Genomic DNA, 14,897 nt, shown 5'->3' with positions numbered 1-14,897 from the left:
CGTATCAGAGTTAAGGGACAACAGGTTTTTGTTTTCTGCCGTTGGTGCAGACGCTCCTAGACGTTCATGAGACCTGTCATGAGCGCCTCGAGCATAAGCTTGGCACTAGCATTGGTGGTGATGCGCCGCCTAGTTTTGCTGACGAGTTCAAGGTGCGCCATGGTCCGTTCAGGAGCTACCTGCTGAGCGTATTGCTGTAACTGCGGGACAAAACGGGCGTTAACGAGTTGCGAACCGGTTGCCAGTTGCAGGGTCAGCACATCGCGGTAGAAGGTCTGCAGATCCACCAGAAAACGATCGAGCGTATCCGTTTGAATACGCTTGGCACGACGTTTGTGGTCCTCTTCCAGCTGCCGCACCTGCGAGCGCATCGCAGGGGTGACGCGCTCGCCTTCAGCGATACCCAGTGCCTGTCGCAGGGCTGAAAGTTCGGCGTCATTGCGGGCGGATGCGTCCGCCTCTGCTTCGTTGGTAGCGTGCTCCATCAGCTTGTCGGCGGCGTCCATTGCCGTTGAGATAGTGCGTAGGCGCAGAGGAATTTGCACAACGAAGTCCCGGCGGGCACGTGCGTCCGCAGCGTCGTGACTAACAGAGAGGCGCAGGGCGGTATCAATGTTTCCCTGGGAGATGCGGGCGACGTCCTCGGCTTCAGCGCTGTTCACGCCGTAGGAATTCGTGAGCAAATCTGCGATAGCTGTTACCGGTGGAATACGCAGGGTCACCGGGCGGCAGCGGGAGCGAATAGTAACCAGAACATCGGAGGGACTGGGGGCGGTGAGCAGCCAGATAGTGTGCGGAGGCGGCTCCTCGATAGCTTTGAGCAGAACGTTAGAGGTACGTTCGGGCATACGGTTGGCATCTTCAACAATCATGACGCGCCAGCGCCCCACCGATGGGCGGTCCTGCGCCTTGGTAATGAGTTCGCGGGCTTCTTCAATCTTGATGGTGAGATTTTGCGTGCGAAAGTGAGTGAGATCGGCGTGCGATCCGCTGAGTACCGTCAGGCAGGATTTACAGATGCCGCAACCGCGTGCGCCTTCATTATCGCACAGTAAAGCCGCTGCGAAAGCAAGGGCAGCGGTATCGCGGCCTGCCCCTGCCGACCCGCTGAACAGCCAAGCGTGGGTGGGACGCTCCTTTTGGGCGGCGCGCTGTAATTGAGCAACAACCGCCTCTTGACCAACTAGCTTCTCCCAGACACTCATGCGCCCAACCCTAAAGGTGCAGAAACAGCGTCAAGAACGCGCAGGTGAACATCATCCAGGGTGCCGGTAGCATCGATAACCACGTAACGAGCGGGGTCAGCTGCCGCCCGCTGAATAAAGGTATCGCTCAGGGCAGCATGGAAATCATCAGATTCCGATTCCATACGATCTGCAGCCCCCCGCGCACCGGCGCGTTCGCGCGAAACCGCTAAGGGAACATCAAGAACAATGGTGAGGTCAGGGGTGAGGTCGTTGGTTGCCCAGCGACTGAGATCTACGATGGTGTCTATTCCTAGACCCCTCCCGGCGCCTTGGTAGGCAGCAGAAGAATCAATGTAGCGATCGCACAGCACCACTTCACCGCGCTCAATGCACGGGCGAATAAGCTGGTGGGCATGGGCTGCCCGTGATGCGGCAAAAATAAGGGCTTCGGTATGGGCGTCGATTTCACCGTTGCCGTGTTCAAGCACTAGTGCCCGCAATTTTTCGCCAATTTTGGTGCCGCCGGGTTCACGGGTGACGGTAACCTTCTTCAGTTTTTGGCGCAGAGCATCAGCGAGAAGACGTATTTGTGTAGTTTTTCCTGAGCCATCGCCGCCCTCGAAAACAATAAAAGACCCTGGGCAGGTGTGGGCGTTGGGGGCGGTAGCGGGCGTAAAGTGCAAGCTGGTATTCACACAGATAAGACTACCAATCCAACGCAACTTAGACAGTTCGCCACTTGGCTTAGGAGGCTGAGGCGCTGAGAAGATCTACTATAAGAGGTATGACCGAACACGATGCACACTTTTCACCCCTTACCTGCGTAGTAGCTGGCGGACGTCCGCCTCACGAGCAGAACGCGCCGGTAAACCCGCCTATTGAGATGACCTCAACCTACTACCAGGTGGGACCTTCTGACATTAATACCTATGCACGGTTTACGAATCAGAGCTGGGAGGGGCTAGAAGAAGTTGTTGCTGATCTTGAGGGCGCGTCCCTGCCCGGTTTGGTTTTTGCCTCGGGTATGGCGGCAATTGCTGCTATTCAAGATTTGGTTCCCGCAGGTTCTACTCTCTTGATTCCCGCGCATGCCTACATGGCATCGGTAACCCTGGCAAAAACCCTGGAGGCACGCGGTATCGCCCGGGTCATTCGTTTTGATATTGAAGATACGGACGCCACGGTGGCAACTCTTGAGGAGGTTGCAGCTAGTTACAACTTGAGCCCTGAAACCGTCAATTATGCGGCCCCTCAGGTCTTGCTGTGGATTGAAAGCCCCACCAACCCCATGATGGAGGTCGCTGACCTTCCTGTGCTCTTAGCAGCGGCACGACGCCTGGGCGTGGTCTCAGCGGTTGATAACACTTTTGCGACCCCACTGGGGCAGAACCCGCTGGCGATGGGCGCTGATGTGGTGGTGCACTCTGCAACCAAAGCTATTTCTGGGCATTCCGATGTGCTTCTGGGTATCAGCGTCACCTCGAATGAGCAGTTGCGAGCCGCCATGTACGCCCACCGTACAACCAACGGTGCTATCGCGGGCCCCTTTGAAGCATGGTTGGGTCTGCGCGGTATTCGCACCCTGGGTCTGCGCGTCAAACAATCATCAGAAACAGCTCTTTACCTCGCTAAGCGCCTTCAAGAACACTCTCGCGTTGTGGCTGTGCGCTACCCCGGTCTTACCACCGACCCCGGTTACGAGCGTGCGTCCGCCCAGATGAAAAACTTCGGGTCGATTCTAGCGGTCACTCTCGACGCTACAGCGGAGCAAACCGACGAGGTCTCACGCACCATGAAACTCTGGACTCACGCAACCTCCCTCGGTGGAGTCGAGTCGCTGGTTGAGCGCCGTCGCCGTCATAGGGCTGAGCCTGTTTCTATTCCCGAATCGATGCTGCGCCTGTCAGTGGGCATTGAGGACGCAGAAGATCTCTACCAAGATTTTGTGCAGGCACTTTCTGTGCTTGAGAAGTAAAGGCTAGACTAGAACCCGTGAGTCCTCTTGAATTTTTTCTTATAGCCCGCTTTGGTATTGACCTTGCGCTTGCTGTTGTTTTTACAGCGGTGGGTGTTTTCGCTCTGGTAGAGGCGGTACGAGCTAGCTCCTACGCCTATGAATCTGCCTTCAAGCGCACTAAGGGGTTTTGGGTAGCTGTGGCTACCGCCAGTGCTCTTGCGCTCGTGTTTAACCTTTATACGGTCTATTTGGGTGCGCGTTCCTCACTGTTTATTGTGTTGATTGCTGTGACTGCTGCCGGTGTTTTCTTGGCAGATGTGCGTCCTGCTGTGGCGATACGCCGTCGTTAATATCTTTCTGACATCGTGACTGAATGCCCGCTCTCCTTGAGGAGGGCGGGTTTTCTGTGCCCGCCCCACCAGGGGTGACCACGAGAAGTCAGAGGTGACCGCCAGAAGTAGTGCTGACCACGAAATGTGCGGTCACCGTTACTTTTCGTGGTCACCCCCCCGGGGAGAGGGAGGCAAGAGGCTGAGAGCCGGACGCGGGTCGGTAGCCAGTCGCCATTCTTACGCAATGTTGTTTTTCTTTGGATTTAAGGTTGGTTTAGCTTCCAACAGGTGGGCTTTAAGTGAGAGAATAGAGTCATGACTTATAAATTGGTATTGCTCCGTCACGGACAGTCAGAATGGAACGAAAAGAACCTTTTCACCGGTTGGGTTGATGTACGCTTGACCGAAAAGGGTGAAGCTGAAGCTAAGCGCGGCGGTGAGCTGCTCAAAGATCGCGGCATCCTGCCCGACGTTGTTCACACGTCACTGCAGCGTCGTGCTATCAACACTGCTAACCTCGCTCTGGACGCCGCAGATCGTCTGTGGATTCCCGTCAAGCGTAACTGGCGTCTGAATGAGCGTCACTACGGTGCTTTGCAGGGCAAAGACAAAGCTGAAACCCTTGAGAAGTACGGTGAAGAGCAGTTCATGACCTGGCGTCGTTCTTACGATGTGCCGCCTCCTGCCATCGACGATAACGACGAGTTCTCACAGGCTAACGATCCTCGTTACGCTGATCTTGAGAACGCTCCTAAGACCGAGTGCCTCAAGGACGTTCTTGAGCGCATGTTGCCTTACTGGGAGTCAGACGTTAAGCCTGATCTCGAAGCTGGCAAGACCGTTCTGATCGCTGCGCACGGTAACTCACTGCGCGCACTGGTGAAGAACCTCGAAGGCATCTCAGATGAGGATATCGTGGGCGTGAATATTCCCACCGGTATTCCCCTCTACTACGAGCTGGATGAGAACTTCAAGCCCGTAGCTGCCGGTGAGTACCTTGACCCCGAGGCAGCAGCGGATGCTATCAAGGCTGTTGCTAACCAGGGCAAGAAGTAAAGAAGTTTTTGAGTAAAAACTAGAGCCTGCCCCACCTGAATTTTTCAAGTGGGTCAGGCTCTTTTCATAGGCGTGTGAGGAAAGATTTTATCTCTTCACGTGCGCTTTGATGCTAGCTGGTTTTGCGCGAGCGTAGCAGGGGTACGGTGCCGCCGATGACTGCTAACGCGCCCAGTGCGAGGATGGCGGTGATGCTAGCACCCGTAGCTGCCAGACCAATCTACTTCTTCGCCGCCAAAACCGCGTCCGTAACCGTAGATGAAGCCGCGCTCTCCTTTAGAGAAAGAGTGGTCGGTGGCTACGCGGGGTAAGCGGTTAGCTCGTGGGGTGTGTTGAGCTTGATGAGGGAAAGCTCTGTTCCTGACGCTTTGATGATTTCGGCAGAAGTGTGCGCGTTCCCCAGGTCGTTTTTGTCTTTGGAGTAGGAAACGTTAGTTGCTGTATCGGCAGCTCCCACAGTACAGCGGGTGGTGGCGGGAATCCACTGCTCCTTGAGTGCGGTGCCGGTGTAACGGGTGGGTTTTTGGTTTTCGTAGTTAATGTGCAACTGGACGTTGTAGGGTGGGTCAGCTTTTCCTTGCCGGTGGTTGCGTGGGTGGCTGGGATGCCTGCGCCGGTCATAATGAATGCGCCTAGCACTGCGACTGAAAGGGGTCGGGGGAGTGCTATGAGCCCTGTGGCAATAATGAGAATCGTTATCAATTGGATATTAGAGGCGAATACGCAGAGGACCACATGAAACACCGACTGTTTTAAAACAAAATGGGGCAGAAACCCTCAGGAGAAAGTAGCAACCGCGGGAGTTGCCTACATCTTTCTGCATAGTTTCTGCCCCAACCTTTAGTAGGCGGGCGCAAGGTGGCTAAGAGGAAATATTCCAGTCGCCGGTGACGAGGTAGGTTACTTTGCGAGCAACCGAAACGCCGTGGTCGCCAAAACGCTCCAGGTAGCGTGAAGCGAGGGTGGCGTCGACGGTTACCTGGGCGGTTTCCTGCCACTCGTCAGACGCCAAAATATCGAATACTTTGCGGTGTAGCTCATTGATGCGTACCTTTGAGCGGGAAATAGCGTCTACATGCTCAAGGTTGCGGGTTTCAAGTAGCTCAATGACCTTAGCGATGATGATCTTGTCGTGTTCAATCATCTCTTCAAACACGGGTTCAATGGAAGCGGGGACCGCATGGTCAGGAAAACGCATACGAGCAATCTGCGCAATGTGGCGAGCCAGATCACCCATACGTTCAAGAGAAGAGCTCATGCGCAGCGCGCCAACAATCATGCGTAGGTCAGAAGCAACCGGGCTCTGCAAAGCCAGAATGTCAATTGAACGCTCGTCTAGCTGATTCTGCAAGAAGTCAATGCGCGCGTCATTTGAAATAACCTCTTCAGCTTCTTGAACATCAGCATTTAAGAAGGAGTGTGAGGCGTTCGCGAGAGCTTCTTCAACGAGGGTGGCAATTTGCACCATCTCTTCGCCCACCTGCTGCAGTTCTGCTCGGAAGACTTTCCGCACCGTAAAGCGTCCTTTCTTCGGTCCATTGTTGTGTACCCTCATCACTGTAAGAGGGCACAGTGCTACATGTAGTGCTATCGTCTCTAAGTTTGTCAGATTCTTGTGAACGCTAAGGTGTCTGAAAGTGAACGTTAGTTGAACCGCGCAGTTTTGGGCAGGGTTTTCTTTAGGTTGCAGCGACAGTAGGGCATAAGCTGGAGGGGTGAATCCAACCTTTCTTGCTGTAATTTCAGGTTTTATTGGGCTGGTTCTTGGCTTTGTGAGCCTGTGGGCGGTGCGTTTGAGTGACCGCGAGAGAGCAGGTTGGGCAGACGTTGAAGAACCGACGCTCAGTGATGGTGCCGCCGAGGTCTTGGCGGTGATTGGTCGTGCCTACGTTGTGGTGGACGCGGTTGATGGGGTTGTGCAGGCGTCTCCGGGTGCTTATGCGATGGGGCTGGTGCGCGGGCACACTCTTATTTCTGATGATCTGTTGAAGATGGTGCATAAGGTTCGCGCTAAGGGTATTATTCAGGAGCGCGAAATTCACCTCATGCGCGGGGGGCCGAGTAAACGCAACCAGTTGGTGATTGATTTGCGAGTTGCTCCGGTGGGCGATGAATACATTTTGGTACTGGCAGATGACCGCACCGAAATCGCCCGTGCTCAGGCGGTGCGCAGCGACTTTGTGGCGAATGTTTCCCACGAACTTAAAACGCCCGTGGGTGCTATTAGTCTTATGGGTGAGGCAATTGAATCCTCGGCAGATGATCCCGAAGCCGTTGCCCACTTTACGCAGAAACTTCTTAAAGAATCTAAGCGCCTCAGCGCCATGGTTCAAGACATTATTGAGCTATCTCGTCTGCAATCAACTGATGTTGTGAGCCAGTCTCAGCTAGTAGATATGAACACTATCGTTGCCGAAGCGGTCGATCGCAATAAACTGACAGCGGAAGACAAAAATATTCAGCTGCAGGTGGGTGGCAGTACCGAGCGTCCCGCTTACGGTGATCGAGAACTGCTGGGCACTGCTGTGCGAAATCTTATTGAAAATGCCATCCGTTACTCACCCGAGAACACGAAGGTCGGTATCGGCGTGAGCTGCCGCGATAGCGTCATCAAGGTGTCCGTCAAGGATCAGGGGCAGGGCATCCCCGAGGACGAGCAAGACCGCATTTTTGAACGCTTCTACCGGGTAGATCCGGCGCGATCGCGCCAAACGGGTGGCACCGGTCTGGGCTTGAGCATCGTCAAACATGTGATGGCTCAGCACAGCGGCGATATCAGTCTGTGGTCGGTGCCTGGCCAGGGTTCAACCTTCACGTTGACCTTACCTGCCGTTGATGAGCAGACCGAACAAGAGTTGCTCGAACAAGCGACCCTATAAGTTTTTGCAGACCTACAATAGACTGAATCTTAGGCAGCCACCTTACATCTTCAGGAGAAAAAGACAGTGACCAGAATTCTTGTAGTTGAGGACGAAGAATCGTTGAGTGAGCCTCTTGCCTTTTTGTTAGGACGAGAGGGCTTCGAGGTGCAGGTGATTGATAACGGTATTGATGCTGTCACTGAGTTCGAACGCAACGGCGCTGATCTGGTGTTGCTTGATGTGATGTTGCCGGGGCAGTCTGGCATGGAGGTCTGTAAACAAATCCGCTTTACTTCAACGGTGCCGATTATCATGCTGACTGCTAAGGATTCAGAAATTGATAAGGTTGTGGGTCTAGAGCTTGGCGCCGATGATTATGTGACTAAGCCTTATTCCGCGCGTGAATTGATTGCTCGTATCCGCGCGGTGTTGCGCCGCCGCGGCGATCTTGAGGACGTTGCAGATTCAGCAATTGAGAGTGGACCTGTTCGCATGGACATTGAGCGCCACGTGGTGACCGTTTTGGGTCAGCCTGTTTCAATGCCGCTAAAAGAGTTCGAACTGCTTGAAATGCTTTTGCGTAATGCAGGACGCGTGCTCACTCGTTCCCAGCTGATTGACCGGGTATGGGGTACTGATTATGTGGGTGATACTAAAACCCTTGACGTTCATATTAAGCGTCTGCGTTCTAAGGTTGAACCCGACCCGTCAGATCCCCGCTATGTGGTGACGGTGCGCGGGTTGGGGTACAAGTTTGAACCCTAAGCCATTGAGGTGATAAAAAGTACCGTCTAAGGGGTGAAATTCATTGATCCACCGTAGGCGGTATCTTTGCTTTGAGGCGGTAGTTTTTCTGTACCTTAAGCCTTGAGAATGCCAAGCCGTATAGGTTATTTGTACCCTATATCACCCCCTGCGTAGACTGATGGTGGAAGGTTTTTTATTCCACTACAGCAGACAGATATCGCACACAGCAGTGCGAGAAGGCGTGAGGAGATGCAGTCTCATGAAAGCACTTGTTTACCACGGTCCCGGTCAGCGTCGATGGGAAGAAGTATCTGACCCGCAGATTATTAATCCCACTGATGTTATTGCTCGCGTTGATACCACCACTATTTGCGGTACTGATTTGCATATTCTTAAAGGCGATGTGCCTGAGGTGGAGAGCGGACGCATTCTGGGGCACGAAGCGGTGGGTACTATTACTGAGGTGGGTGCTTCTGTCACCGATTTGAAGGTGGGCGATCGCATTATTATTCCCGCGGTGACCAACTGCGGCAAGTGTTCCTACTGCAAGAAGAACCAGGCGGCTCACTGCCAGTCAAATCCCTGGGGCGTCGGCTGGATTTTCGGTTACATGATTGACGGTACCCAAGCTGAGTACGTGCGTGTGCCCTTCGCTGAAACCTCGGTACACCGCGTCCCCGAGGGGCTGAGCGACGATGAGGTTCTTTACCTCACTGACGCCTTGCCCACCGGTTTTGAGATTGGTATTGAAAACGGCAACACAAAACCGGGCGATACTGTGGCAGTCATTGGCGCGGGTCCTGTAGGTCTTGGCGCAATTATGACCGCCAAGCTGGCAGGCGCTGGACGCGTGATTACTGTTGATATGGATGACAACCGTATGAACAAGGCATTGGAGCTAGGCGCCACCGATAAGGTCAATGCGTCAGATGCTGACGCTGTTGAACAGATTAAGGCTCTTTCCAACGACGGGCTGGGTGTAGATGTCGCCATTGAGGCGGTGGGTATTCCCGTAACTTTTGAGACATGCTTGAACGTGGTGCGTCCTTTCGGTGCTGTCGCTAACGCTGGAGTTCACGGCAAAGCTGTTGAGCTGCCCCTGAATAAACTGTGGATTTCTAATATCAGCATCGCGACCGGTCTTGTTTCTTGCTCATCGGTGGATATTTTGCTGAACATGGTCAAAGCTGGTCGCCTCGATGCGAAGGCTATGGCTACTCATTACTTCACCTTTGATCAGTTTGAGGAGGCATATGACCTCTTTAGCAATGCTGCTGAGCACGACGCGGTGAAAGTTGTTATTAGCCGCGCATAGTAAAAGTATCTAGCGCGCAGTAATACCCCGGTGCTCACCGTATCTGATGAACCAGTGCGGTGAGCACCGGGGCGTTTTAACGTTGAGGTGGCTTAAGCCAGATCTAGAGATTACTGTTTATTTTTTCATCCATGCGGTGGACGCGCCGTTCAGCTGACCTTCGCGCAAAGGTGAGCTGGTGAGTAGTACGTCGCCATCCGACAGGTCGACGGGATTATTGCCGAAGTTGGTGATGTTCACCCAGCCGTTGGGACGGCGGAAGGCAAGCACCTTGTCATTGCCGGTTTCTAGCCACTCAAGTTCTTCATCGGTCTGAAGTTCTGTGCGCAGGCGCAAAGCTGCGCGGTAGAGGTTCAGGGTTGAGGTGGGGTCGGCGTCCTGAATATCAGCTGCGTACTGGGCAAACCAGTGGGGTTGCGGCAGGTGGGGTTTTGCATTGCCGCGATGCCTAAGGGCAGAGAAAACTGATGCGCCGAAGAAGCCTAAGAAGAAGGTTGTAGCTACCAACGCTGACCTGGTGGCGAAGGTTAAGTCTTCTAACGCTTCTGTCGCAGAGGTTCCTGCTGAGTCCCAGGATGTAGCCGCAAGGAAGCCTGAGCATGCTCTCGTATTCTTGCCTCCGATGACAAAATTTACTGTGTGGGGAAGCGATGCTTGCCCGCCTCAATGGCGATTTGCAGGCGGCTATTGACGCCGAGCTTGTCCATCACATGCACCAGCGTATTTTTGACGGTTGACTCTGCGTAGCCGGTATGTAGAGAGATTTCCTTGTTGCTCATGCCGTTGCAGAGGGCAGCTGTCACTCTTTTTTCGGTGTCTGTGAACGACGCCCACATCTCGTCTGGCCCTTCTACAGGGTTAGGTAGCGATGCTACAAGGTTGCTTATTGCCCTGGCGTCTACTGCGGAGCAACCTCGTCCTACCAAAATAATAGCGGTGTAGACCTCTTCTGGTAGGGAGTCTTTGAGCAGGTAGCCATGTACTCCAGTTTGTAGTGCGGGCACTACGTAGTCGTTGGAGTGGAAGATACTGATGGCGATAATTTTTGTGTCCGGCAGTTCGGTAAGAATGATTTTGCTGGCTTCCACGCCGTCCATGAGGACGACGTCGGGGTGAAGCGTATGGGCAAGCTCTACAGCTTGCACGCCGTTGCTGGCTTGGTCTATGAGTTCTAGTGTGTCTGGGCAGCAGGTGATGTAGAAGGCGAGGGCTTCGGGTACGTCGTCGATGACTGCAACCCTGATTTTTGGTGTCATGGTCTTTTCCTTTTTAGAGGGGGGAGGTAGATGGTGATTTCGCAGTTTTTTCTTGTGGATGTTGATGGTTCCGCCAAGGGCATTGATGCGTTCGGTGACTCCGGCTAGCCCGTAGTCTGCGCCGGGTGTGTTTTTTCTTTGCAGGGTGTTTTTGCTGTGTACGGTGAGCGTGGATTTTTCGAGGTGGGTTGAGAATTCAACCGTGCTTCCCGGTGGAGCGTATTTGCTGATGTTGAAGGCGAGTTCGTTGATCATGCGCAGGACTGGGGGCAAGGCTATCGGGAATCTGTGTGAGGTCTGCCTGGCTGCCGGTGATGGTGAAGCCTTCAAGAGTTAGTTTTTCAAGGGCTCCTTTGAGGGTGCTTTGAAGGTCTATTTCTGTGTTGGTGAGGTGTGGTTTTTGGGTGAGGTCTTGTTCGTTGCGTAGGGTGCGCATCATGCGGTGGAGGGCGTCTCGTGATTGTAGGCTGATGGCGTTGAGCAGTTCGTTTTTGGTGACTGCATCTGGGGTTTCTATGGCGGCTTTGTTGGCTTGTAGGGTGAGTGCGCTGATATGGCGGGCGAGACCGTCGTGGAGTTCTCTGGCAAGTTCCCTGTTTTGTTCTTCTGCTTTGTTCTTGTTGGGCTTTTCGTTTTTGGGTTTCTAGGATGGTGCGTTCCCAGTGCAGGCGGATCACTAGGGGGGAAAAAAGAATACTATTGTGCTGATGGTGATGAAGGCAACGGTGTTGAAGGGGGTGGTTCCGTGGATGTCATCTGTGAGGGCGGCACAGAGAATGATGAGGTTGATGATGTTTTGCCTGGTTGAGCTGAAGGCTACGGTGAGGGGGTAGGCTGCGAGTGCGAAGAAGGCGTAGTAGTCGGAGTAGGTGACGAAGATGATGGACCCGAAGAGCAGTGTTGACCAATATGCCCAGGCTGAGAGTTTGCTGCATTTGTAGAAGAGGGTTCCCCAGGCGAGGTAGTGGGCGCTGAGAATGATGGCTCGTATACCGTAGGGGGTATTGAAGTAAGTGAGGTGGAAGCTGATTTCGAGGGCACAGAAGAGGACGCCACCGCCGAGGGCTAGGAGATGGATGTATTGGGGTGCGGCGGTATGAGTGAGCTGTTTAAGGTTGCTGAGAAGACTGCTCATGGGGTGGGTTTCTTGGTGGTTGTAGTGGTAATTTGAGAATAGCAGGGTGAGGCGCGGGTCATAGTTAGGGGAGTATAGCTCTTTCTAACCGTGTTCTTTACCAGGCTGAGAAAAGTCGGTACTTAAGTACCGACTTTTAAAATCCTCCCTTTGTTTACTGCGGGCAGAGCTTACTATGTAGGTACATCGAAGATATGATTTTTCGGTGTTGAACCTACTCTTGTATGGATCTTTTTATTGAAGGAGAGAACGATGAGGTTCTTGAAGGTTTCCACTACTGCGGTTCTTGCTGTGGGTCTTCTCATGGGGGCTTCTGCTCCAGGAATTGCACAGAGTGCTTATGAGCAAAATGTTGATTATCTGGTTACTTCGGTTGGTGTTCCTGCCGACGATGTGCAGGTACGTGCTGAAGTCGTTGCTGGGTTGGAAGATCTGGCACAGAGCCAGGCTATTTCTGTGGAGCAGGCTGCTCAGAGGGCTGCTGATGAGTATCGCAGCTATGCAATGGATGGTTCTTCTGAGAGTATGCCAGCTGCAGCACCACAAGCTGAGGTTGCAAGTGGAGGCGGGCGGACGGTTGCCTTACAGTCGTCCAAGTACATTGGGGATATTTTCTATTCATCGAATAGTACTGCCGGCATCCCGCATGGACATAATGGTATCTATTACACCAACTCAAACTATGTAGAGGCTGAGGGGTATAAAAAATTTGTGCGTACTGTATGGGCAGGAAGCGCTATCGCACCTGCACCTGCCTATAAGTACTACGTGGGTTGGGATAAACAGAGTCCCAATAAGATTAAGGCTGCTAATTTTGCTTTACGTCAGGTAGGAAAGCCTTACAACGGGATTTTTTTCTTAAATAAGACTGTGAATGCTACTTCTTATAACTGTTCACAGCTGGTGTGGGCAGCCTATAAGTCTACAGACCCTAACGTTGATCTTGATTCTAATGGTGGTCCGGGAGTGTACCCTACGGATATTGCTAAATCATCGTGGGTTACTTTGTATGAGACACGGTTTTAGACTGTTATTTACTAGATAGAAGGTGTGGGTAGTGTTCCGTTGAGGGCATTGCCCACGCCGACATAGTTCACAAAGAGGTGAGTTGCTATGAGGAAACCGTTTGCACTTTGCGTCAGTGCTCTTTTTTTGTTATCTGCATGCACGCCCGGTAATGTGCAGATTAGCGATAAGAGTCCTGAAGAGCAGCTGAAAGACAGTTCTTTTGTTGTCTATGCTGCTGGGGATTATCATGCTGCTGATGGTCTGGAAAATAATCCTGGTAGTAGTGTTCTTTTCTACGATTCTGAGGCTCGGGAGTGGAGCGATATCGCTACGGAAGGACTTAATAAAGCCGACTTTAATTTTGATGGAGAACGTTTGTACTATCGCGACCAATCAAATGATTACATATTAGACTCGAACGGTTTAAAAACTATCGAGCACGGTTATGAATTAACTCCTCATATTATGCTTAGCTTCTCGCTACCAATCACTGAAGGCGGATCTGTCGCCTTGGATAATGTAGGGTTCATAGATGAAAAAGGAAGTGGCTATGAGTGGAAAATCATTGTAAATGAAGGGGAAACTAGAAAGGTTTTTCGATTACCCCATAATTTAGAGTACGCTGCCCAATGTGAAGATGGAAGCATTTGGGGGAAGACTACACCATATCTTTCATCCACTAATAGCGGATATGGTGCTGCAGAATCACCCGCCCAATATCTTTCTCTTTATCCAGATTTCAAGACGGAACCCGTTGGGGATTTTAAATATAATAAATTGCATTCGGATGACAATGATTTAGTGTGTAAAGATAAAAAACTATATCATATTGTTGATAATTTTAAATCTGAAATTACATCCCCAATGGGAGGAGGACCGCAGGACTATGAGGGGTCATCATTAGTTTCTTATGATATCGGGACTGGCGAATTTTTCGAAAAAGAAATTACTGGCGATTGGTCCACTCGCATTAATGATGAAATGTGGAATCCAGCATTTATAAGCAAATATGTTTATAAAAATGACCTCTGGTGGGTCTCCGGTAGCGGTGACGTCATTAAAACAGATTTGGAAACTGCTCATAATACTAAGATGTTTGAGCTTGCTGACTATGATGCTAGTTCTGATCCTGGTTTCTTAGAGTTTAAAGATAACTATCTTTTCCAGATTAAATTTTGGAAGGGTAAGGATGCTGATATTTATCGGTTTAATCTAGATACTGGTGAGCTTGAGAAGCATTCGACTATTCCTGATTTTGTTGAGGTTGAGAAGAGGAATCAGTTTCCTGCTGCTGTAGAGATTACTGATCTTGAGAAGATGCTGAACCTCTGAAGTTTGGTGTATTTTCCACCGTTATTTTGAAAATTTCGGTGGAAAATCCACCAAAGGTTACATCCGGCAACATCAGAGAGCCGCTCGCGTCCCTATGTTGGGGTGCGGGCGGCTTTTTCATGACCCTATACAGCCTGCTTAGGCTACTGAAACTCCCAGTAGCAGACCGATTCCGTAGGTAACCGCTATAATGCTAGCGCACCGCCGATAACCATGAGTAGGGCTGCCCCGCCGTACTTGGGTGAGCCGTCCCATTTAGCGCCCAGAGTGCCGGTAATAGCCAGCGTTACCAGCACACCAACGCAGGTTGCCGGAATACGGATAGAAACCAATAGCAGCAGAATCAGCAGGGTTGGCAGTAGCGCACCCATGAGGAAGGATCCCGCCGAGGCGAATGCTGCCGTTCAGGGGAGGGAATGTCGTCCGCGTCGATACCGAGTTTGAAGTCTAGGTGGGCGTGCAAGGCGTCCTTTTTCGGTGAGTTCAAGAGCTACGGTGCGCGCGGTTTTTGCGGTGAACCCGCGGTCCATCAGAATGGCGGTGAGCTCGTTGAGTTCTTCTTCTGGATCCTGCGCTAGTTCTTGTTTCTCTTTGGTGATGAGGGCTTCTACGCGCTCTAAAAAAGCTGTTTGAAAAAGCATCGCCTTATGCTGTTTGTACCTTTATTGTCGCGGTACAAACAGCACAAGACGGTACTTTTTGTCTAGGAGC

General features: G+C 52.1%; 16 protein-coding genes and 2 pseudogenes. 9 read left to right on the top strand and 9 right to left on the bottom strand.

Going from position 1 to position 14,897, the window contains the following annotated elements:
* Window positions 1–56: 56 nt before the first annotated feature.
* Entirely contained in the window at window positions 57–1,205 is a 1,149-nt protein-coding gene (locus JR346_RS08940; RefSeq protein WP_204878220.1) for a DNA polymerase III subunit delta', read from the bottom strand.
* Window positions 1,202–1,870, bottom strand: coding sequence for a dTMP kinase (gene tmk, locus JR346_RS08935; protein WP_240333933.1), 669 nt, complete (start codon window positions 1,868–1,870; stop codon window positions 1,202–1,204). Before tmk ends, JR346_RS08940 begins: the two co-directional genes overlap by 4 nt.
* Before the next feature lie 101 nt (window positions 1,871–1,971).
* Here tmk and JR346_RS08930 point away from each other — a divergent pair, with 101 nt between their 5' ends.
* The 4 genes from JR346_RS08930 to JR346_RS08915 all read left to right on the top strand — a co-directional run bounded on the left by JR346_RS08930 (window position 1,972) and on the right by JR346_RS08915 (window position 4,843).
* Window positions 1,972–3,162: a PLP-dependent aspartate aminotransferase family protein gene (locus JR346_RS08930; protein ID WP_205482285.1), complete on the top strand. Its 1,191-nt coding sequence runs from the start codon at window positions 1,972–1,974 to the stop codon at window positions 3,160–3,162.
* A gap of 17 nt (window positions 3,163–3,179) precedes the next feature.
* Complete coding sequence (locus JR346_RS08925) at window positions 3,180–3,494, top strand: DUF2516 family protein (protein WP_240333932.1); 315 nt, start codon at window positions 3,180–3,182, stop codon at window positions 3,492–3,494.
* A gap of 297 nt (window positions 3,495–3,791) precedes the next feature.
* Entirely contained in the window at window positions 3,792–4,532 is a 741-nt protein-coding gene (locus JR346_RS08920; RefSeq protein ID WP_204878223.1) for a phosphoglyceromutase, read from the top strand.
* 155 nt (window positions 4,533–4,687) lie between these two features.
* Complete coding sequence (locus tag JR346_RS08915) at window positions 4,688–4,843, top strand: hypothetical protein (RefSeq protein WP_204878224.1); 156 nt, start codon at window positions 4,688–4,690, stop codon at window positions 4,841–4,843.
* Here the strand turns inward: JR346_RS08915 and JR346_RS08910 are convergent.
* Window positions 4,831–5,079 (bottom strand): hypothetical protein, encoded by a 249-nt coding sequence (locus JR346_RS08910; RefSeq protein WP_205482284.1) that lies wholly within the window; start codon window positions 5,077–5,079, stop codon window positions 4,831–4,833. The two genes, JR346_RS08915 and JR346_RS08910, sit on opposite strands and share 13 nt — an antisense overlap.
* 315 nt (window positions 5,080–5,394) lie before the next feature.
* On the bottom strand, window positions 5,395–6,045 hold the full coding sequence (phoU, locus tag JR346_RS08905; RefSeq protein WP_205482283.1) for a phosphate signaling complex protein PhoU: 651 nt from the start codon (window positions 6,043–6,045) through the stop codon (window positions 5,395–5,397).
* 202 nt (window positions 6,046–6,247) lie between these two features.
* Here phoU and JR346_RS08900 point away from each other — a divergent pair, with 202 nt between their 5' ends.
* The 3 genes from JR346_RS08900 to JR346_RS08890 all read left to right on the top strand — a co-directional run bounded on the left by JR346_RS08900 (window position 6,248) and on the right by JR346_RS08890 (window position 9,455).
* Window positions 6,248–7,411, top strand: a complete 1,164-nt coding sequence (locus JR346_RS08900; RefSeq protein WP_205482282.1) for a cell wall metabolism sensor histidine kinase WalK — start codon at window positions 6,248–6,250, stop codon at window positions 7,409–7,411.
* A gap of 66 nt (window positions 7,412–7,477) precedes the next feature.
* On the top strand, window positions 7,478–8,158 hold the full coding sequence (locus JR346_RS08895) for a response regulator transcription factor (protein ID WP_204878228.1): 681 nt from the start codon (window positions 7,478–7,480) through the stop codon (window positions 8,156–8,158).
* A gap of 241 nt (window positions 8,159–8,399) precedes the next feature.
* A complete protein-coding gene (locus JR346_RS08890) occupies window positions 8,400–9,455 on the top strand; it encodes an alcohol dehydrogenase catalytic domain-containing protein (RefSeq protein ID WP_205482281.1) in 1,056 nt (351 codons plus the stop codon).
* A gap of 117 nt (window positions 9,456–9,572) precedes the next feature.
* Here the strand turns inward: JR346_RS08890 and JR346_RS08885 are convergent, their stop codons facing one another.
* From JR346_RS08885 to JR346_RS08875, 4 genes and pseudogenes are all read right to left on the bottom strand, one after another.
* Window positions 9,573–9,962: a hypothetical protein gene (locus JR346_RS08885; RefSeq protein ID WP_205482280.1), complete on the bottom strand. Its 390-nt coding sequence runs from the start codon at window positions 9,960–9,962 to the stop codon at window positions 9,573–9,575.
* Between the two features lie 125 nt (window positions 9,963–10,087).
* On the bottom strand, window positions 10,088–11,041 hold the full coding sequence (locus tag JR346_RS08880; RefSeq protein WP_205482279.1) for a response regulator: 954 nt from the start codon (window positions 11,039–11,041) through the stop codon (window positions 10,088–10,090).
* A gap of 100 nt (window positions 11,042–11,141) precedes the next feature.
* Window positions 11,142–11,291, bottom strand: a pseudogene (locus tag JR346_RS10645) (hypothetical protein); the annotation flags it as partial.
* A gap of 96 nt (window positions 11,292–11,387) precedes the next feature.
* Window positions 11,388–11,846 carry a hypothetical protein gene (locus JR346_RS08875; RefSeq protein ID WP_205482278.1) on the bottom strand — a complete coding sequence of 153 codons (459 nt, stop codon included), beginning with the start codon at window positions 11,844–11,846 and terminating at the stop codon, window positions 11,388–11,390.
* 252 nt (window positions 11,847–12,098) lie between these two features.
* On the opposite strand from JR346_RS08875, the gene JR346_RS08870 reads away from it, so the two are divergent.
* Window positions 12,099–12,872: a YiiX/YebB-like N1pC/P60 family cysteine hydrolase gene (locus JR346_RS08870; protein ID WP_205482277.1), complete on the top strand. Its 774-nt coding sequence runs from the start codon at window positions 12,099–12,101 to the stop codon at window positions 12,870–12,872.
* 87 nt (window positions 12,873–12,959) lie between these two features.
* Entirely contained in the window at window positions 12,960–14,186 is a 1,227-nt protein-coding gene (locus JR346_RS08865) for a hypothetical protein (protein WP_205482276.1), read from the top strand.
* Between the two features lie 185 nt (window positions 14,187–14,371).
* Here the strand turns inward: JR346_RS08865 and JR346_RS10640 are convergent.
* Window positions 14,372–14,827: pseudogene (locus tag JR346_RS10640) on the bottom strand (VIT1/CCC1 transporter family protein).
* Window positions 14,828–14,897: the final 70 nt, after the last annotated feature.

The sequence above is a fragment of the Rothia sp. ZJ932 genome, assembly GCF_016924835.1.
GTDB lineage: Bacteria > Actinomycetota > Actinomycetes > Actinomycetales > Micrococcaceae > Rothia.
Note: the sequence above shows the minus strand (reverse complement) of the source record. Positions and strands in the feature narration are given on the sequence as shown.

Bases quoted from the DNA above. Each gene is read 5' to 3' on its own strand.
- JR346_RS08940 (WP_204878220.1), bottom strand. From the start codon at position 1,205: ATGAGTGTCTGGGAGAAGCTAGTTGGTCAAGAGGCGGTTGTTGCTCAA.
- JR346_RS08930 (WP_205482285.1), top strand. From the start codon at position 1,972: ATGACCGAACACGATGCACACTTTTCACCCCTTACCTGCGTAGTAGCT.
- JR346_RS08920 (WP_204878223.1), top strand. From the start codon at position 3,792: ATGACTTATAAATTGGTATTGCTCCGTCACGGACAGTCAGAATGGAAC.
- JR346_RS08915 (WP_204878224.1), top strand. From the start codon at position 4,688: ATGACTGCTAACGCGCCCAGTGCGAGGATGGCGGTGATGCTAGCACCC.
- JR346_RS08890 (WP_205482281.1), top strand. From the start codon at position 8,400: ATGAAAGCACTTGTTTACCACGGTCCCGGTCAGCGTCGATGGGAAGAA.
- JR346_RS08875 (WP_205482278.1), bottom strand. From the start codon at position 11,846: ATGAGCAGTCTTCTCAGCAACCTTAAACAGCTCACTCATACCGCCGCA.
- JR346_RS08870 (WP_205482277.1), top strand. From the start codon at position 12,099: ATGAGGTTCTTGAAGGTTTCCACTACTGCGGTTCTTGCTGTGGGTCTT.
- JR346_RS08865 (WP_205482276.1), top strand. From the start codon at position 12,960: ATGAGGAAACCGTTTGCACTTTGCGTCAGTGCTCTTTTTTTGTTATCT.